This is a genomic window from Leptospiraceae bacterium (genome assembly GCA_016708435.1).
In the GTDB taxonomy this organism is placed as follows: Bacteria; Spirochaetota; Leptospiria; order Leptospirales; family Leptospiraceae; genus UBA2033.
Map to the genome: position 1 here is coordinate 38,078 of JADJFV010000035.1, position 20,006 is coordinate 58,083.

Genomic DNA, 20,006 nt, shown 5'->3' on the forward strand with positions numbered 1-20,006 from the left:
TACCTTTATATCAGTTCTCTTTTTTGGTATAGTTTTATTAGTTAATCTAAAAATTTACAACGGCACCCAGTCGTAAAGATTTTAATTCGTTTAATATTGGGTCACGATAAATGATATAACTTGATAGCATTTCAGAGAGTGCAAGTTGGGGTCTAGAAATTCCTGATGCATTGGCAAATCGAAAGAAAGCAGGAGGCTGATAATTTTCATAGTAAACATATAACCTATCATAATCAAGTGTAACTGAAATAGAAAGATTTTCAAAGATTGGATACTGGTAATCCATGAGTATCCGCACTCCATAAATATTTGGCTTTTTATCTCCGTAAAGATAATTTGTAACTAGCAAATCGCTGGATACATTGCCGGTGAAAATATCAATGGGAAATCGAATTGCTCCTACCTGTTCGATTTTTCCAGAACTAGAAATAAGTCCAAGGCTTCTAGGACGAAAGGAAACTTCACCGGTAATTTTTCCTTTCTCGAATATTTTCGTTATGCTAAAACCGGCAAATAAATTCGAAGTCCTGTAATTACTTTCTGCATGAACTACTCCTAAAAATCCTGGCGCGTAAAGAGTAACGTTTTTCTCATACTCTGACTGAAAATCTCTCTTCATTATTAAACCGCTGACAATAATGGATGAAAATTTATTTCCAACGGATAATCTGCTATTTGCGTTACTAGTCTTAGCCAAAATATTTCCTTGTCCTTGAAAAAAACCAACTGCGGGATAATTGAAATTAGACTGCAATTGGGAAGCATTGAATCCATTTAGTCCGAGAGTCTCAAGTCCTGCTAAAAAGACAAAATTACTTTTAGTGTAAAAGAATTTAAATTCCATTGGATTTAAAAACGCAGGAAAATATTTCTGTGAATACGATCTATTAATCGCTCCAAAACCTAAACCATCGCTTCCACCTGCTGCTAAGTCATCTTTATAATAACGCTTTTCAAATTCCGGCCGATAGTCAGAAACTGAAATTCCTGTTTTGATTTCAACTCTGGATTCTGCATGGATTAAAGTAGGAGTTGTAAATAATAGAATTAGGGTCAAAGAATAAATTATTCTTGGCAATGATTTAAATAATCCTAATCGGTTCTTAGATTCAAATTCTTGGAAATAAAATTGCATTCACTTATACCCACTAAATCCAGAAGCGCAGCCAAAAAAGTAGGAATTATAATTTGCCGTTAGCCCCGCGCTTTGAAATGTCTCAGTCACAGACTTTGCATTTACAAATTTTTCAGTATACTTCCATAACATTTCGTAAGCAGTTGGATCACCTTGAAAAAGTTTCCCTAGAATGGGAATAATATTTCCAAGATAAAATCCATAGAAGAATTTTAGAATAAAACTTTCTGGTTTAGAAACTTCGACAAAGGAAAATTTACCACCTGGCTTTAAAATACGGTTTGTTTCTATGGCGAGGGTTTTTAATTGTTCGGGGTTATAGATATTATCCGTCATTTAATACCTACAACTAATTTGATTCCCCTTTCAACATTTGCCATTAGCTTCGGATTTAATTTTCCGACGCGTTCAGTGAATCTCTCTCTATCTAAAGTAACAATTTGTGAAACATTTACAACGGAATCTTTTGAAAGATTTGATTCTTTCTTGTTTAAAAGAACATTGCCTGGAGCTTCGGCAAGAATAAGATTAGAGGAAATAGCAGCAACAATGATTGTGCTAATATTACTTTCATTAAATGCGTCGTCTTGAATAATTAATACAGGTCTTTTAAATCCTGGTTCACTTCCAAATGGAATACCTAAATCAACCCACCAAATCTCACCACGTGTCATTTTTTAAACTCTTGCGAAGTGCCTGAACGGATACTTTATCAATACTTGTTTTAGATTTTGGTAAATTCTTGCTGTATATTTTGTTCAATTTTTCTGTTACAGAATTTTTACTGTGTGTCTGAATAAATTCTTCGAGTGCCCGAGCAAACAACTGGCTTCTGGGAATACCCATTTTCTTTGCTGTTTTTTCTGCTGTCTTAAATAAATCATCAGGAATCGAAATAGCTGTTTTCATAGGAAAAGTATAACTTGGGTAATACCCAAGTCAACTAATAAAATTATTTAAAAACTATGCTATTACAGCTTTTTAAAATAAGGAATTTGCATTTCTGGTTGAGACTTGTATTTTTTGTTATGCAAATAAATGACTAATGTGCGGGCAAGTAAAAGCGGAATGAATAACAGGAGTGCAATTAAAAAAGTAGAAAGTAAAACATAATACTGCCCATTCATCATTTTTGCCTGCCAGATATTGATTGCCTTCGCGGGACCTGACTGGGTTATACCAATATAAGCCGCTCCTATGAAAATTAGAATTGCAAATAATCCAAATCTTCCATTTAATTTTTCTATAAAATCTCGTTTTTCTTTGTTCATTTCAGTCACCTCGAACTGTTTCCACCCTGCGCTAGGTCGCGCCCAACGCCTTCGCATGTGAGAGGTCTATCTCCCTTTTTCTATTAAAATATTTTCTAGCGCCTTGTCAATATTAGAAAATTGAAATTGAAATCCCGCTTTCAGTAATCTTTCTGGAATGACCCAGCGGCTTTTTAAGATTAGCTCCGTTTCTGTTCTTATCATGATTGCCCCAATTTCTAGAAGAAATTTAGGAGATGGTAAACCAAATTTTACATTCATTGCCTTTCTTAGTGATTGCATTAAAGTGGCATTGGAAACTGGATTGGGAGATGAACAGTTGTAAGCCCCTGTCATATTTTTATTGGATTGTAAGAAGCGGATAATAGTAAATAAATCCTCAATATGAATCCAACTGAACATTTGATTTCCATCGCCTTGTTTGCCGCCTAAACCAAAGCGAACTAGATTTTTAAAGGGTGTCATGACTCCCCCCTCTTTTCCTAAAACGATTGCCATGCGTAAAGCAACTTGTCTAGTCTTTGGTAATTGAAAATCAAAAAATGTTTTTTCCCATTGAGTTGCTACACCAACTGAAAATCCACTTCCTATTTCTCCACCGCTTTCTGTCATTGGTCGATCTTGCGCATGACGGTAAATGGTTGCCGTGCTAGAATTGATCCAAAGTTCGGGAGGATTCTTACATTTCAAAATCGCTTCTCCGAGTATTCTGGTAGTTTCTGTTCTTGATTTCAAAATTTCTTCTTTATTTTTTTTGTTATAACGACAATCGACGGATTTTCCTGCGAGGTTAATTAGCATTTCTGAATTGTCAAGGGCATCAACGATGGAAGAAATATCATCCCACTGGATACTATCATTTTGCCTCGAAATAATTTTTACTTCGTAACCCAATTCACTAAACTTTGTCTTTAGGTATTTTCCCACAAAACCAGTCCCACCGGCTAATACTATTTTTTTATAATTCATAGTTCCTCATGTAATGTAAGGCTCGTAATTTGCATGAGCTTAATGTATTCCAGTAAAATATTAATTTTTTGTCATCAACTATGTAATTCTTTGAATAAAATTTCAAATAGACCGCACAAGATTTAATTCATTAACCCAATGTAATTAGGTTCTATCATTTTTTTTTGATTGACGGTTGCATTCGTAGGGGTTGAATATATTCAACCCCTGCTATGAATACAACGACTGATACAATCCAAGACTTTGATCTAACTGAAATCATTCAGGGAGAAAAGAGAATGGCACCTAGTCCTTTTGGGTATCACCAAAGAATTGTAGCAAATATTTTTAAATATATGAGCAGGTATGTGGAAGAGAATGGTTTAGGAGAAGTATTTCTTTCTCCGCTAGACGTAATTTTAGAAGAAGGAAAGTTTCGTCTACAACCGGATTTGATTTATTTGAAAAAAGAAAATCTTCATCTACTCCGTGAATGGATTTACGGAACTCCTGATCTAGTCATCGAAGTAGTTTCCAAAGGAACGCTCACAAGAGACAGTGTCGAGAAAAAAGAAATCTACGAAACCTTCGGCGTCAAAGAATTCTGGCTAGTGTTTCCTGAAATAGAATCGATTGAAGTCTTTACTCTCATTGACGGCAAATACAAATTACACGCTTCGACTGATTATACTCCTGATTCTATTGAGTCAAAGTTGATAGAAGGTATGGATATTTTACCTGAGAAGATTTTTGTGAAGTAGAGACGTCGTAGAGACGTAGCGCGCTACGTCTCTACGATTACGGCGGTAAATCTCCTAATCTTTTATCTGTGGTCCATCTGTGTCCATTCCACCCTTCGCTCCAAGTATTCGCGACCAGCGCCTTCGCATGGTATTCTTCAAATATTCTTCAACACCTTCCCATACAACGCAAGCATAATATCATTTAACCGCTCATGACCCAATATTTTAAGAGTAGAATAAATCGTAGAAATCAACACATTCGAATCTCCTGGTGTAGCGGCAATTCCACGGACAATATTACCGTTAACCTCAAGGCTTGGTTCGACGAAGACTGCGTGAGAAAATATTCTTCCAAACTCGCCACGCTCTCGACCGGAGGAAAAAATCATATTAGAGGAAATCTGACTTGTTAGGGAAAGCAGTGGATCGTTGTTAATAGATTCCAAAATTTCTTTACGTGAGATTTCTTTTTCGAGTTCTATTCTAAAGCGGGTAATATGCATATACGGAGAATTAACTGTCATTGCACTCGATGTCACCGCATAAGATTGATTAACCGTTGTATAGAGTTCATTTAAAAGTCTTGCATGATGCGTCCCGTGTGTTCCTTCTGGAAATTGAAAGAGTGGTCCTGTTACATGTGGATCATTCTTTGCCATGTCTGCATCGCGGCGGATAATCACAAAGTCTATATTAGAAATTTCTACTGGAATAGAGTTGAATACTCTTATTATTGCGGATAATGTATGTGTATTGCAAGTGCTTACGTGAAAGAAAGTATCCTTTGTATTTTCCAGGATTTCGGTATTATCAGGAAATAATAGCTGTTTGCCAAACGTATGCTCACTTCCCTGCGCGATAAATGCTTTTGTGTTTGGATAATTTTCTTTTGTATATTCGCCTATTCTTTTTTCTGCAACACCAGATGGAGAGCAATCTAGAACGATTTCACAGGAATTGCGAATTTCTTCTGCATTGCATACGTATCTTAACGCAAACCATTTCGAAGCCTCATTCGAGCTATTCATATCTGATTCTACCATCAGAGCGCCTAGTTTGCAAAGGTGCTCCAAGTGATAGATGTTTTCTGCATTTATTTTATATGGCTCAATTGCGATTTTTATTTTGGGTAGTAATTTCTTTAGCGAAAGAAAAAGTCCAGCGAGAGGCCAGCCAATCACTCCAACTCCGCGGATATAAATAATTTTGTCTTTCATTCCAGTCATCTTGCGAAATACTTGCACTGTGGCAATTTGAAATAAAATAGCGTTGTCGCTCTTTGTCACCCCCTAAATTTTCTGTAGGGGGTCTCAAGTAATAGAGATTCCCGATAGAAAATTTCGGGAATGACGCAGCAAATATTAATAAAGGAACCGTATGAAACTAAAGAAACTCTTGATTATCCTCTCCGTGATTGCACTCATTGTGCTTGCAAGGTATTATGGCTTGCAAGAATATTTATCTTTTGAATCTTTGAAGAGTAATAAAGAACTGTTAAATAGCTATTATGCGCAAAATGAAATTCTATTCATTTCTGGCTATATCTTGCTTTATATAATTTCTGTTGCGGTTGCATTGCCTGGAGCTACGATATTAACCATTGGTAGTGGTGCTTTGTTTGGTCTCGTGAAGGGGGTAATCCTTGTTTCCTTCGCTAGCACTATTGGTGCTACTCTCAGTTTTTTAATTTCTAGATATTTATTTCGAGATACTCTACGAGAAAAATTTTCTGATAAATTAACTGCTATAGATAAAGGTGTGAGCCAAGATGGTGCTTTTTATCTTTTTACTCTTCGGATGATTCCTATTTTCCCTTTCTTTTTAATTAATGTCCTCATGGGACTAACTGATATATCGGTCGTCATATTCTTCTTTGTCAGTCAAGTCGGAATGCTTTTGGGAACTATCGTTTATGTAAATGCCGGCACGCAGCTAGCAAGCATTAGCTCCTTAAAAGACATTCTTTCTCCAAATCTACTTTTTTCATTTGTTGCCCTTGGCATTCTTCCTTTATTTGGTAAATCCATCATTGCCTATATAAAGAATCAAAAGATATATAAAAATTACAAAAAGCCAAAGTCATTTGATTACAATTTAATTGTAATTGGAGCAGGTGCCGCTGGACTTGTTACTTCTTATATTGCGGCTACCGTTAAAGCTAAAGTTGCGTTAGTCGAAAAACATAAGATGGGAGGAGACTGTTTAAATTATGGATGTGTTCCATCTAAAGCACTCATTGCAGTTGCTAAAAAAATTCACACAGAGAAAAGAATTGCAGAGTATGGAATTAAATCTGCAAAGATTGAATTTGATTTTGCTACCGTAATGAAAAGAGTTGCCGGTGTAGTTAAAAAAATTGAACCAAATGACTCTGTGGAACGTTATACGAAATTAGGCGTAGAATGTTTTTCGGGAGATGCAAAGATTGTTAGCCCTTATGTTGTTTCTATAAATGGTAAAGAATATAGCACAAAATCAATCGTAATCGCATCGGGTGCGGAGCCTTATATTCCAAATATTCCAGGACTAAATGAAATAAAATATCTCACCTCCGAGACACTCTGGGATTTAAAAAAACTACCGAAGAAACTTCTTATCCTGGGAGGAGGACCGATTGGCTGTGAATTATCACAAGCATTTTCTAGACTAGGTTCAGACGTAGCGTTAGTTGAAATGGGAGAGCGAATCATGCCAAAAGAAGATTTAGATGTTTCTGCCTTCATGAAAGAAACCCTAGAAAAAGAAGGGCTTAAAATTTTAACATCACATAAAGCCATAGAGTTTAAAAAAGGAAAAGTGAATTCTGTTATATGTGAGGCTAATGGCAACAAGGTAGAAATCAAATTTGATGAAGTAATTCTTGCAATTGGAAGAAAAGCCAGAACAAAAGGGTTTGGAATCGAAGAATTAGGAATTCGTTTGAATCCGAATGGAACGATTGAGACGGATGAATTTTTGCGAACCAATTTTCCAAATATATTTGTTTGCGGAGACGCGGCAGGACCTTATCAATTTACACATACCGCATCTCATCAAGCATGGTATGCCTCGGTCAATGCACTTTTTGGATTTGCTAAAAAGTTTAAAGCGGATTACAGCGTTATACCTTGGACAACGTTCACGGACCCAGAAGTTGCTCATGTAGGCTTAACGGAAGCCGAAGCAAAAGAAAAGAATATTGAAATAGAATTGAGTCAATATGATATTGGAGAACTCGACCGAGCTATTGCCGATGGTGAGGCAAATGGATTCATAAAAGTCCTGACCAAAATAGGAACCGATAAAATATTGGGAGTAACTATAGTATCCGCACATGCAGGAGACTTGCTTGCGGAGTATGTTCTCGCTATGAAACATGGACTTGGTCTAAATAAAATATTAGGAACAATTCATACATATCCAACGATGTCAGAAGCAAATAAGTTCGTTGCGGGTAATTGGAAGAAGGCGAATAAGCCAGAGAAATTGCTTTCGTATGTGGAAAAATTTCATAGATGGCGACGCGGATAATTAAATTATTTTTCTTTTATCGAATTATAGCTAGAAAAAAAATCGAATTGAAATAAAAAGTGCTTTTCTCATCTAGGCAATTATTGGAAAAGTATACTATTCTATGTTCCAGCTTGACTTAGTCAATAAACTGAAAATAAACAACGTTACCGGGAGGCCTGTAATATTATGCGTAGACGATGAGTTGATTATTCTATCCTCTCTCAGTCAACAATTGATGCGCAAATATGGACAGGAATTTTCTATTCAAGCGGTGGATAATGCAGAGCAAGCATTGGATATTGTCCTAAAGTGCAATGAGGATAATACTGATATACCTGTAATAATATGCGATCGTCTAATGCCTCTTATGAGTGGAGATGAATTACTAATTCAGATTCATAAGACTAATCCTGATACTAGAAAAATATTACTTACGGGTCAAGCTTCTACTACGAGTATTAGTAATGCTATTAATAATGCTAACCTTTATAGATATATTTCTAAGCCATGGAGCAACGAAGAGCTATTATCCTCTGTCGACGAGGCTCTCGGTGCCTTTTACAATGACCGATTCTTAGAAGAAAAAGCATTAGAGCTAGAAAAAAGTCTTCTATTTGAAGAAATCAAATACAAGAATCTAGTCGAACATATGTCCGGTGCAATTTATATAATGACTGCTGATTTAAGTAGACAATTTCTATTTCACAGTCCGCAGATTTCCAAGATAACTCATTATTCAAATGATGAGTTTACGTATGAATTGTGGCTAAGTCGGATTTACCCCGAAGATAGAAATAGGGTTTTAGGTAAGTTTGAATCTGTTACGTTTAATTCTAAAAGTTTTTTGATAGAATATCGTTTTTTTCGAAAAGACAATGAAATGATTTGGTTAGAGGAAGATATTACCTCAATTTATAAAGATAGACAACCATTCCTATTTCAGGGAATTCGAAATGATATAACAAATCGTAAACGTGCTGAAGTTAAGTTAAAGTTATATGCTGAAGAAATTGAAAAAGTAAATCAAAAACTTCTAAAAGCATTCGACCAGGCAGAGCAGGCAAATAAATCAAAATCCGAGTTTTTAGCAAATATTACTCATGAATTTAACACACCGTTGAATTCGATTTTAGGATATTGTCAATTACTCGAGATGGAGCAGATTGGTAAATTAAATGAAAAGCAAAGCAAGTTTGTTTCTTATATTTACGAAAGCGGCAACCACTTGTTAGCCCTCGTTAACACCATTCTAGATTTTTCAAAGATAGATGCTGGCAGAGTGTTAATAGATAAAACTAACTTCGATCTCAATGCATTAGTGAAAGAAGTCATCAATTCACAAGAAGCATTAGCAAGCCAAAAAAATATTACAATAGAATTAGATGTCGATAGCAGCAGAGACTATTTTATATTTGCCGATAGAACGAGAATAAAGCAAGTTTTGATCAATCTAAGTAGCAACGCGATCAAGTTTACTCAAAATGGTCGTAGTATTGGTTTTAAATTATATCAAGATGCGGATAACACCATATTGAAGTGCTGGGACGCTGGTATAGGTATTCCTAAATCTGAAGTTGTCCGAGTCTTTGAACCGTTTGAACAAATTCGAAATGAGTTTACTGCCAAGACGAAGGGAACCGGGCTCGGTCTTTCTATTGTGAAAAGCATTTTAGATTTACATGGTTTTTCGATTCAGTTGGAAAGCGAAGAGTTGAAGGGAAGCACATTCACGATCACAATAGGGCAAACACCTATTTTGCTCTCGAAGACTTAAAATAGACTTTCTTCTTTTCCTTCTAGTTTTGCAATATACTCTAAATACTCAGTCATCCTAAATTTTTTCTTTGTTGAGTCAGAAGACATATAGCGTAAATTTCCGTGAACATTTCTTTCGGGAAACCACGGTCTATCAAATAGTCCAAAACACCAGAGGATGCCTGTATAAGAATTTGGATTTCTTCCATCATACGCATACTTGTTATTAAACTCTTCTAGTGTATCAAATGCTTCTTGGTAAGTCTTAGACCATTCAATGACTTTTTTTCCCCAGAGCATTCGCATATAATTGTGCATTCTACCCGTGATAATTAATTCTTTTTGTGCAGCATTCCAGAGCGGATCATGGGTATTTGCTGCTTCAAACTCTTTTCTTGTATAAAGATAATCACGCTTATCCGTTGCATGTTTGACTAGGATTTTTTGAATCCAATCAGGTAGTATTCTAAGGTCTTTATTGAATTCTTTTTTAGGCCAGAAGAGTAGGTAGCCTATATCTCTCCATGTTAGAAGTTCATCAAAATAGGAGTTTAGACTTTTATTCTTGCCGTAGAAAGTATCTTTGTCTCCTTTCGCGTCAATATTTAGTTTATCAGGTGCCCATGTTTCTTTTTCGTCTGCACTTAGGCAGTGGGCAATAATTGTCTCAACGCTGATATGTCCGAAATGTAAATAGGGAGACATCGCGCTAGCGGGTGTTAGTTTGGGGGAATGCGGATTCGATCTATTATCCCCGTAAAGTTTCAAATTATTCTTAATAAAGTAATTTAATTTTTCTAATGCTATTTTAGATCCGCCAATCATATCGGGAACAGGTTTTATAGAATTCGAAAAACTTATCTTAGAAAGAAATTTATCTATGTCTTTCTTTTCTATTTTAAATTCTTTGAATGGTGCTTTGGAAATCTTTTCTACTTGAATCAAGTCTTTCTTTGAAATCTTTTCCTTTGCTCTATGAACATAGGCTTCTGCGAAGAGTCGGTGAATTCTAGGACGAAGGACGCGGGCGGCAGAGGCATGTTCTCCGTAAAGAGAAATTGGAATGATGCTGTTTGAGTCTACTACGATAAGCTTGCAGTCTACTTTCTTGGATAATTTATCAATTTGTTCCGGGATGATAAATGCGGGAAAATCATCTGTAACCACAACACACGCTTTATCGGAGATTTTTCGTAAAATTCCTTTTGCCGGATTATCAGGAGTTTCCACAAAGCTCCAGTAATTTATGCCAAGCTTTTCTGCGGTCTGGCGGTTATCGCACATTCCTTCTAATATGAATTTATGAAGTCTCTCTGAATTCCATTTGTAATCAGCTCTCAGTCCTTCGTAGACTACTAACTCTTTGCCTAATTTTTTTCCTAGAAATATTGCATAATCGAGAGCGTGGTTGGATTCAAATCTTCGATAGGCTTGCATCCAATATAAAACATAAGTTCTATTTTCTAAGATTGGCTTTTGGTTTGTATCACGGACTCGGACTTTATTATACTCAGAGAAATTCATAACCCATTGGAATAAAATGGGGCTAGAATACAACACTAAATCGGAAAGTTAAAATTCTATTCTGGGACTAATTACTCTTAGCTGCATTTACAAAATACATGTCGATTTCGCCTTTATTCTTGGCTGCGACCTTGCCTCTGTATTCACAAATAAAATTATCTTTAATCAATTCATAGGTGTATCCTGAAATATTCACTCTGCCCGGAAAGCCAGAAGATTCCATTCGACTGGCAACGTTTACCGAATCTCCCCAGACATCATAGCAGAATTTCTTAGTTCCTACAACTCCTGCGACGAGTGGACCGGAGTGAACTCCAATCCGAATTTCCCATGGTGGAATTCCTTGTTGGGAATTGATTGTATTTACGATGTTCATGTAGTCTGCTAGTTCAAGTCCCGCCTTAATGATATTAACCGCATGATTTGGGTCTTTCTCTGGAATACCGGCTACGCACATGTATGCGTCACCAATTGTTTTAATCTTTTCAATCTTATAGATTTGCATGATAGAATCGAAATAACAAAAAAACTGGTCTAGTTGATGAATCAATTCTTCTGTTGTAAATTTCTCCGATAATTTGGTGAATCCTTTAAAGTCCGTAAATAGAATACTCGCACTTTCATAAAATACCGGCTTTGCTTTGCCGGTCTCCCTTAATTCCTTTGCTACTCGCTTTGGTAAAATATTTAACAACACTTCTTCTGTTTCTTTTTTACTCAGATCTAAAGATTTGTTTAATTTCTTTAATTCAATTTGAGCATTCACGAGTTCATTGTATTGCTTGAGAGAATTTTCGTAGGTAGAAAGAAGCATATTTAAAATATGTAAACGGTCTGCTACTATCTCAAAGTTTTTCCCCGCATAATTTATATTAATCGGAGTAACATCTTCATTGGTTGCAATTGGATTATTTAGAAGAGTCTCCACTCGATACATTAAGTATTTTTTGTCATAGGGCTTGGTGACGTAACCATCTGCACCGCATTCGATGCCTGTAATAATATCTTCCGGTCTAGAAAGAGAAGAGCAGATAACAACGGGTATGTCCTTTAAGGCATCGTTATTTTTAATTTTTCGACAGAGTTCAAATCCATTCATGTCTGGCATCTCAACGTCTGTTATGATGAGAGAAGGTTTTTCTCTTTCGACTAACGCATAGGCTTCTGCTCCATTCTTTCCCCAAAACACAGTATAGCCTTCGTCTACTAAGATACGCCTGAGCATTACACCTTGCACGGAACTATCTTCTGCAAAAACAATTGTGTGCATCTCTAAATCAATCCTAGTATATGCGATGCTATTTTATCAACTGGAAGTTGAATATCTAATGCGCCAATTTCTTTTGCGACTTTCGGCATTCCATAGACTACACAAGTTGATTCTGCTTCCCCGATTGTTTTTCCACCTAAGTGTTTAATGGTGAGTATCCCCGTTGCTCCATCATCTCCCATGCCTGTTAGGATTACTGCGAGAGTTTTATCTCCGGCGTATTTGGCGAGAGATTTGAATAACACATTGACTGAGGGACAATGACCATTAAACGGTGCTTCATTGGATACTTGTAATTTGCCGTCAGATCCTATCACCATATGTTTTAAGTTCTGCGGAAAATACACAGTGCCCGCAACAGGAGTTTCTCCTTCGTGCATGATTTTTACTTTCAGTTTTGTATTTTGTCCAAGCCAGGAAACCATACTCTCAATGAATCCATCACTTATATGTTGGACGCAAAGTATGGGAAGAGGGAACTCTCTAGGTAGTCCACCGAGCACTTGTTGTATTGCATTTGGTCCACCTGTTGATGCACCGATACCGAGGAATTTTATTACTTGTTTTTGAGAGCTAGTGATTGTAGGAAAGCTTCCTGTATCAACTCCAGGATGTTTCTTAGTTTTTTTATAAACGGGGATACTCTTGATTACGCGTATTTTTGAAACGAGTCTATCGCGAATCATATCATAGTCCTTTTCTGTTCCGCCTAATGGTTTAGGAAATACATCGAGTGCTCCAGCTTCGAGTAATTGAAATACATTCGTTTCGTTTTCTCCCTGAAGCGCCGCACTTACAACAAGAATCGGTTTGGGGTTAGTCTCCATTAGCTGCTTTGTAAATTCTAGTCCATCCATGACTGGCATCATGAGATCAGTGCAGATCACGTCTGGATTTAAAAAGCGAACCTGGTCTAATCCTTCGCTTCCATTCTTTGCAGTTCCGATTACCAATACTTCGGAACTCTTATCTAAAATTCTTTTTAATATGTTCAAGACGATAGGCGAATCATCGATGAGCAATACTTTGATTTTATTTTCTATCATCTAAGCCTCTTTATGATTTGTAACAAATCTTTTCTATCAAATTTTGTTTTTACTAAATACGCGTCAGCACCTGCATCCATTCCCTGTTTTATGTTCTCTTCTGAGCCTAGGGAAGTAAGCATGATGACGGGAGTGTTTTGTAATTTTGCTGAGTCCTTTATTTTTTTCGTAAATTCTAATCCATTCATCTTAGGCATTTCCATATCTGTGATTACTATGCTAAATTTCTCTGTGTTTAATTTGGACCAACCGTCTTCTCCGTCGATTCCAATTTCTACATCGAATCCTTCTGTCTCTAGAATCCTCTTTATTTGCACACGGGTTGTAAGAGAATCATCAACTACTAGAATTTTAAAATTAGATTCTTCTTGGTTCTTGTCTTCAACCATTATAGAAATATTGGTTTTAGTAATCGTCTTTACTAATTCTTTAGGGTGGAGGATAATGCATATTTCCCCCGAATCAAGAATCGTAGCACCGGATACATTTCTAACTTTTTTTAATATACCTTCGAATGATTTAATAATGACTTCATTTTTTTCGATTACCGAATCTACTACTAGTGCAAGTTTAATTCCATCTGATTGTATGAACAAACAAGGAGTAGGCGCTGTTATTTTCTTTGCTGTGATTTGAGCAATCTCTAAATAATTTGCAAGCTGAACTAGATGCACTGGTTGTTTTTCTATAACGACTGTGCTTTGTCCTTCTAAAATGAAAATATCTTTCGGGTAAATGGTTTTACTGAGTATTACATTATCCGCCGGAAATCCAAACTTTTGATTTCCCACTGAAATGATTAATACATGAGTGGTAGAAAATTTAATCGGGAGCTTGATTCTAAATGTTGTTCCTACGCCTAATTCGGATTCGGTGTCAATGTCTCCTTTGAATTTTTCTACAAAGCTTTTTACTACATCCATTCCTACACCACGACCGGAGAGGTTGGAAACATTGCTTTGAGTAGAGAATCCATGTTGGAAGATGATGGAGTAAATTTTTTTATGATCCATTTGACTCAATTCATCTTGATTGTATAAACCTTTTTCTATTGCCTTGCTCTTGATTTTTTCTATGTCGAGTCCTTTTCCATCATCTTTGATTTCTATTAATACAGTATCACTTTGACTTTTTCCAAATAGAGTGATAGTGGCTAATTCAGGTTTGCCTGATTTGGTTCTAGCTTCTTTTTCTTCTATTCCATGGTCTACAGCGTTTCGGATAATATGCATCAAAGGATCTTTTAATTCTTCTAGAATTTGTTTGTCAACGGTTGTCTCTCCACCTTCGATAATGAGTTGCACATTTTTTCCAGTCTCTCTGCTTAAATCTCGAACAGTTCTATGAAACAAGCTGAACACAGTTGAAACTGATAGCATTCGTAGGTTGTAGATTCGTCTCTCTATTTTCATGGAAGTGAGGCTAAGACGTGTTGTATCATTACTTAGATTTTTTTTGAGTCGATTGATATTCTCTTCTAAGTTTTCGAGCTTACTTGTTTCTTTGGTGTTTAATTCTTGTAGCTGTGTGAGAAAAAATTTATGCTTAGGACTCAGATCAGTTTGCTTTGCGAAATTGCTTAATAGATTTCTAGTTTCCTGAACTGTGCGTAAAAGCTCTTCGTAAGAATAATATGCATCACCCACTTCTTTGACTCGATTTAAAATTCTATTCTTGGTTACAATCAGTTCACCCGTTTGCACCATGAGAGCATCTAACTTGGATGGATCCACGCGCATCGTATCCGTTTTCTTTTGCTCTATAGAATTTGATTTATTCTTTTCAGTATCCCCTTCTTTTTTAGAGGGAGTATCTACAACGGATGCTTTTTTGCTTTCAATGATTTTATCAATCTGATCTTTTATCTCAGGCTTGGGAGGATTAGGTGTAGCCGTTAGTTCTTTTGGTGGTGGTTCTGGAATAACAGTATTATCCGCAACAGGATTGGGCTTGGGTTCTACTTTTACTTCTTGCTTTGGAACTTCTGGCTTTACTTCTTCGGGTTCTTTTTTTTCTACTGTGATGATACTTGCTTTATTTTCAGAGGATTTTGTTTTATTGGAGATGTCATTCTTACTTTCAATTAATTTATCTAAAACAGAAATAACATCTACATCGGAGCTTTCGCCTGTAACCGCTTCATTGACTAGTTTCTTGATTGCGTCAATGCCTTCATAGTAAATGTCTATTTGCTTAGGGGTAATTTGGAATTCGCCGCGACTTGCTTTTCCTAAAACTTCTTCGAAAATATGAGCAATCGATTCTATATCAGAAAGACCGAGCATACGGCTAGCACCTTTCATGCTATGAGCCTCTCTGAATATTAAATGCAGAATATCATAGTCATGAGGGTTTTTTTCTAAGGTCAATAGGCATTTTTCGATTACTTGCATATGCTCTTCACTTTCTATCTGGAAGAGATCTCTTAGTTCTTGGTCTTCGATCATAATGCCCACGCAAAATACCTGTTAGCCTTGCTTATGACCTTCGACTAGGTCTCTTAGTTTGCGGGTTGCATCGCCAATTTGGTTGACGCCGACTTTTGTTTGTGCAATGCCACTGGCAGATTCTTGTGAGCCTCGATTGATTGAATTCATCGCGCTTACAATTTCGTTCATGGAAATAGATTGTTGTCGAATGTTGATAGAAATTTTCTCAATGCTATCAAATACTCCGGCAACGGAATGATTAATTCCAGAAAGAGAATCTAATACTTTAGATCCTAGTCTTGAGCTATCATCTGCTCGTTTCACTCCTTCTTCTGTTGCCATGACAGTAGAGTCTGTTGCTTTTTTGATTTCCGAAATGATTTCTTGAATCTTTAGGGCTGACTTCTTGCTTTCATCGGCGAGCTTTCTGATTTCAACGGCTACTACCTCGAAGCCTTTCCCGTTCTCACCAGCTCTCGCCGCTTCTACTGCTGCATTGAGTGCGAGCATATTGGTTTCGTTTGCTAATTCACTGACTAATCCGATTATATTGCTGATCTGACTATTTTTTTCGGAGAGTCGTAAGATTTGTTCCGCAATGCCGGAAACTCGTATTTTTAAAGTGTCAATGGACTGAATCATTTCTAGAACCGAATTATGCCCGTTAACCGCCATATCCTGTGCATCTTTTGCTTTCATTGTGACACTCTGTGATTCTTCGGCAGAGAGGCGAGAAGAGTTACCAATATTACTAATCGTAGTAGTTGTTTGGTTGACTGAGGCAGACTGCATGTTAGCCGTTCTTTCATGGTTGTCAATGACAGAGCTAATTTCTCGAATGGAAGTAGATAGAATATTTACAGATTCTTGAATAGGCTTACTTAAAATTCTAGATAGGAAATAACTTGCTATCGCCATGATTGAAAGAACAATCAGAGTTATAAAAAACATTTGGTTTTGAAAGCTAGAGAGAGCAGCAAGTGTTTCGTCATAATCTAAGTCTATGAGCAGGGCATATTTTACACCGAGTAGTTCTATTGGTGCATAGGCGGTAAATGTTTTCCCACCTGCAATGCCTGTTGTTACGACTATTCCTGATTCGCCGCTAAGTGCCTTTTTTGCTTGCTCGGTTTCAAATTTCTTTTTTAAGATGCTTGATTCTTTTGCATTGTCTTCGAATTCACTTCTGAGTAAAAAATCAGGACCTACTAAGAAGGATGTTTCTTTTCTGTTCTTCACAATTGGTTTTCTAATTTTGTTACTGATTTCGTCTAACGGTAGTTGGAATACTAAAATGCCTTCTAATTTTCCGTCTATAAAAATTCCACTTCCTATAAATTAATTCACCTGGTTATTCGATGCCGCATAAGGCTCGTAATCCACAAGTTGAGCTTGCTGTCCTCCGTCGGGTGAGTTGATAACCTTTCGATAAAGCTTTCCTAAATTAGAGTCTCTATAAGGTCCGACAGAGAGGCTTGTCATATAATCTTCCTCTTTGGCAACGGTGAATAGAATATTTCCAGTCCTTGCATCGATTAAGAATGCATCATAGTAATTTCTTTCTTTGATGATGGAAGAAAAAAAACTAAGTGCTTGTCCGTGCGCTTTGCTGTATTCAGAATTATCCGCTTCTAAAAGATTTTGTTTGCTTCCGGGTGGATTTGGATTTCCGGAGATGTAGAGTGATTTATAAATATCTTTTGCTCGTTCAAATCCTCCCATTCTTTCTACTGCTGTTCTCATTTCTAGAAAGCGCTTTGTAGCTGCTACACTTTTTCGAAATATGAATACATCTTTGATTTTATATTCAAAGTATTCCATGAATTCATTCTTTTTGGATTCGCGGATAATTTCAATTTGCTGATTAGCACCGGAGTAGATGATAGATCTACCAATTACATTTCCAGGAATCGCTATAGAAAGAGCGACGACTAGGGTAGAAATAATTGTAAATAGAATAAGTCTCCAAGTGAAATCGAGCCGATGAACGAATGAAATAAGCATATTTTTCTCCTTAATAACCAATACTTTCTTCTACATAAAGTTTTTCATAAGCGAATATTTTTTCTGTGTCAATGAGACCGACACTAAATGAATCATAAAAACAAAGTCCTTTCATGAGATTTTCCCCAACGGTATTCTTATCCGTGGGGTTACTCAGGATTTGCTCTTTGGAAAGATAAATTACATCAATGAGTTGGTCTACAATCAAACCAATCATCATTTCGTCAAAGCGAATCACTACAATTTTTTTGTTTTCAATCGATGTGCTTTGTTCTGATTTCAGTAAATAGAGTAAATCAATTAGAACTAGCATGTCACCACGTAAATTTACACAACCAGAAATATGGGCGGGCACACAGGGAATTCTAGTAATGCCTTCGCCGTGTGCGAATTCTAGAATGTATTTTAATTCGATCGCAAGGTATTCATCTTTTAATCGAAACACAACAACAGATAATAAATTAGAATACTCTTTGATATTTGTAGACTGCGAATAATTATTCTTACGGCTAATGAGTATTTGCTTGTCTTTTTCGGTTATACCGCTGAATAGCTTTGCGAGGTGAATATCTGAAAATGGTTTAATCCTTTTCGGATCAGACGGAGGTATATCTAGATTAGTCAATGCTTCTAGATTGATGATTTGTGTGATACCAAATTGAGTTTGAATCACTCCGTCTGTGATTTTGTCTGCAATGATTTCATTTGAGATGGTTTGTTTTTCATGGGTAAAGTGAATTACATTGTGAACATCATTGATGTGAATACCAAATTTTTTTTTGTCCTGGGTGATAACTAGAATTCTATCATTTACAGAATATCTTTTTGTTTTCATACCCTGTCTGAGATTGAGATCAATGATTGGGACAAATTCTCCCCGAAAGTTAAAATACCCGACTACAAAGAAAGAATTAGACTCGATACGAGTAAGTTCTGGAAGCCAGATGAGCTCAACTACATGAGAGGATTGAATCGCATAGACATTGGACTGAACAGAAAAAACTAAGAAACTCTCTTGCATAGGTGTATTAACTTTTATAACCATATACCAGATTCTTCGCTAAAAAAAGATTCCAAACTTTCAATATGATATCCTTTGTTTTTATAAATCTGCTTTAAGTGTTCATTGTGCTGCAAACAAAACAATCCTGCTTTTCTAACTTTCAGCGATTCAGAAGTATTGTGTAATAGGCTATAAAGACTACACAATGTCAAGTAAGATTCTAAAAAAAGAGGATTTAAATAAATAACTTTTTTATAAAGTTCAATCGCTCCATTCCAATTTCCAGAAGCTTCTTTGAGTTGACCTTTCAAGAACCAGGCTTCGTGATTGGAAGGATTTGTTTGCAATAACTCTTCAACTAAGTATTCTGCTTCTAATACTTTTCCTGCGTCGGCGAATTCTCTTGCCTTTGCGAGAGAATCCCTTTCCCAGTTCCTTGATTCTGCAAGAGGGCGTATCGAATTCAGTGGGGAAGGAGTCTGGTTTTTTTCTCTTGCGGGTAATACTGTTTTGGCGATAGAGGGCAAAATCGAATCTGCTTTAGGAAGTATTTTTTTATACACCATCGATTTCTGGTATTGAATTGCTTCGAACGATTTGGGAATTAAGTGAGCGGCTTCTGAATGTCCTATTAGTAAATAGGCATTATCCACTAAAGCTTTTTCAAATTTTTCTAAAATGATTTTTTTAGAAGGATCATCGAAATAAATGAAAACATTTCTACAGAGAATCAAATCAAATTCTTTGAAGTAGTTTGAGGTAAATAGATTGCTCTCTATAAATTGAACATGGTTTCGAATAGAATCATTGATTCGATAGATATTCTTTTTTTGTGTGAAGTATTTTTTGATTCTGTCTTCTGGAACTCCTCTAAAGGACCAATCCAGATATTCACCAAGGATAGCCTGCTTAATAGAGTCTCCATTTACATCTGTGGCTAATATGGATATACTCCAATCAGCGGTAAATGGAAGTAATTCGGAAAGTAGAATTGCAATCGAGTAGGGCTCTTCTCCCGTAGAGCAGCCTGCACTCCAGATACGAATTCTTTTCGAAGCTCTCTTTTGTTCTATGATATGAGGGAGAATGTTCTTTTCTAAAATTTCAATCTGACCGGCGTCGCGCAAAAAGTAAGTCTCGGAAATATTGAGAGACTTGATTAGTATCTTCCATTCTTCATTCGAACTAACAGAGTTTTCTCGTAAAATATCTAAATACATTTCCTCTGATAATTTTTTAAAGAGAGATGATTTTTTTTTGAGAGTATCCAGGTAGAAGTCTACTTTGTCTTCTCCAATATGAATTCCTAGCTTTGCTAAGATCGCTTTAGAAATTTCAAGAGAGAAATGATTCATATATGCTTGTAATCAATGCAATTTTCGGGCT

At 36.4% G+C, this 20,006-nt stretch carries 18 protein-coding genes; 3 read left to right on the forward strand and 15 right to left on the reverse strand.

From position 1 onward, the window contains the following. Window positions 1-46: 46 nt before the first annotated feature. The 6 genes from IPH52_25455 to IPH52_25480 all read right to left on the reverse strand — a co-directional run bounded on the left by IPH52_25455 (window position 47) and on the right by IPH52_25480 (window position 3,375). Complete coding sequence (locus tag IPH52_25455; GenBank protein MBK7058333.1) at window positions 47-1,057, reverse strand: hypothetical protein; 1,011 nt, start codon at window positions 1,055-1,057, stop codon at window positions 47-49. Window positions 1,058-1,135: 78 nt separating this feature from the next. Further along, window positions 1,136-1,471 (reverse strand): class I SAM-dependent methyltransferase, encoded by a 336-nt coding sequence (locus tag IPH52_25460; protein ID MBK7058334.1) that lies wholly within the window; start codon window positions 1,469-1,471, stop codon window positions 1,136-1,138. Next, window positions 1,468-1,809, reverse strand: coding sequence for a type II toxin-antitoxin system PemK/MazF family toxin (locus IPH52_25465; GenBank protein MBK7058335.1), 342 nt, complete (start codon window positions 1,807-1,809; stop codon window positions 1,468-1,470). The genes IPH52_25460 and IPH52_25465 overlap by 4 nt, the downstream gene beginning before the upstream one ends. Further along, the gene (locus IPH52_25470) at window positions 1,796-2,044 is read right to left on the reverse strand and encodes a ChpI protein (GenBank protein MBK7058336.1); all 249 of its coding nucleotides are present in this window, start codon (window positions 2,042-2,044) and stop codon (window positions 1,796-1,798) included. Before IPH52_25470 ends, IPH52_25465 begins: the two co-directional genes overlap by 14 nt. 62 nt (window positions 2,045-2,106) lie before the next feature. Then, on the reverse strand, window positions 2,107-2,406 hold the full coding sequence (locus IPH52_25475) for a hypothetical protein (GenBank protein ID MBK7058337.1): 300 nt from the start codon (window positions 2,404-2,406) through the stop codon (window positions 2,107-2,109). A gap of 66 nt (window positions 2,407-2,472) precedes the next feature. After that, window positions 2,473-3,375 (reverse strand): TIGR01777 family protein, encoded by a 903-nt coding sequence (locus IPH52_25480; GenBank protein ID MBK7058338.1) that lies wholly within the window; start codon window positions 3,373-3,375, stop codon window positions 2,473-2,475. Between the two features lie 212 nt (window positions 3,376-3,587). Between IPH52_25480 and IPH52_25485 the strand changes: the two genes are divergently transcribed. Further along, window positions 3,588-4,115 carry a Uma2 family endonuclease gene (locus IPH52_25485; GenBank protein ID MBK7058339.1) on the forward strand — a complete coding sequence of 176 codons (528 nt, stop codon included), beginning with the start codon at window positions 3,588-3,590 and terminating at the stop codon, window positions 4,113-4,115. 137 nt (window positions 4,116-4,252) lie between these two features. Here the strand turns inward: IPH52_25485 and IPH52_25490 are convergent, their stop codons facing one another. Further along, window positions 4,253-5,323, reverse strand: a complete 1,071-nt coding sequence (locus IPH52_25490; protein MBK7058340.1) for a hypothetical protein — start codon at window positions 5,321-5,323, stop codon at window positions 4,253-4,255. Between the two features lie 151 nt (window positions 5,324-5,474). Here IPH52_25490 and lpdA point away from each other — a divergent pair, with 151 nt between their 5' ends. Together lpdA and IPH52_25500 are read left to right on the forward strand one after the other, a co-directional pair. Next, window positions 5,475-7,607, forward strand: a complete 2,133-nt coding sequence (lpdA, locus tag IPH52_25495) for a dihydrolipoyl dehydrogenase (GenBank protein MBK7058341.1) — start codon at window positions 5,475-5,477, stop codon at window positions 7,605-7,607. A gap of 103 nt (window positions 7,608-7,710) precedes the next feature. After that, window positions 7,711-9,363 (forward strand): response regulator, encoded by a 1,653-nt coding sequence (locus tag IPH52_25500; GenBank protein MBK7058342.1) that lies wholly within the window; start codon window positions 7,711-7,713, stop codon window positions 9,361-9,363. Here IPH52_25500 and IPH52_25505 read toward each other — a convergent pair. The 8 genes from IPH52_25505 to IPH52_25540 all read right to left on the reverse strand — a co-directional run bounded on the left by IPH52_25505 (window position 9,360) and on the right by IPH52_25540 (window position 19,975). Beyond that, the gene (locus IPH52_25505; GenBank protein ID MBK7058343.1) at window positions 9,360-10,868 is read right to left on the reverse strand and encodes a deoxyribodipyrimidine photolyase; all 1,509 of its coding nucleotides are present in this window, start codon (window positions 10,866-10,868) and stop codon (window positions 9,360-9,362) included. The two genes, IPH52_25500 and IPH52_25505, sit on opposite strands and share 4 nt — an antisense overlap. Window positions 10,869-10,935: 67 nt before the next feature. Then, entirely contained in the window at window positions 10,936-12,138 is a 1,203-nt protein-coding gene (locus tag IPH52_25510; GenBank protein MBK7058344.1) for a response regulator, read from the reverse strand. A 2-nt stretch (window positions 12,139-12,140) separates the two neighbouring features. After that, window positions 12,141-13,184: a chemotaxis protein CheB gene (locus IPH52_25515; GenBank protein ID MBK7058345.1), complete on the reverse strand. Its 1,044-nt coding sequence runs from the start codon at window positions 13,182-13,184 to the stop codon at window positions 12,141-12,143. Next, entirely contained in the window at window positions 13,181-15,631 is a 2,451-nt protein-coding gene (locus tag IPH52_25520) for a hybrid sensor histidine kinase/response regulator (protein MBK7058346.1), read from the reverse strand. Before IPH52_25520 ends, IPH52_25515 begins: the two co-directional genes overlap by 4 nt. 21 nt (window positions 15,632-15,652) lie before the next feature. Continuing rightward, entirely contained in the window at window positions 15,653-16,852 is a 1,200-nt protein-coding gene (locus tag IPH52_25525; GenBank protein MBK7058347.1) for a chemotaxis protein, read from the reverse strand. A gap of 99 nt (window positions 16,853-16,951) precedes the next feature. Further along, complete coding sequence (locus IPH52_25530) at window positions 16,952-17,617, reverse strand: hypothetical protein (GenBank protein ID MBK7058348.1); 666 nt, start codon at window positions 17,615-17,617, stop codon at window positions 16,952-16,954. Window positions 17,618-17,627: 10 nt separating this feature from the next. After that, entirely contained in the window at window positions 17,628-18,662 is a 1,035-nt protein-coding gene (locus IPH52_25535; protein MBK7058349.1) for a chemotaxis protein CheW, read from the reverse strand. Continuing rightward, window positions 18,653-19,975 carry a hypothetical protein gene (locus IPH52_25540; protein ID MBK7058350.1) on the reverse strand — a complete coding sequence of 441 codons (1,323 nt, stop codon included), beginning with the start codon at window positions 19,973-19,975 and terminating at the stop codon, window positions 18,653-18,655. The genes IPH52_25535 and IPH52_25540 overlap by 10 nt, the downstream gene beginning before the upstream one ends. Window positions 19,976-20,006 lie beyond the last annotated feature (31 nt).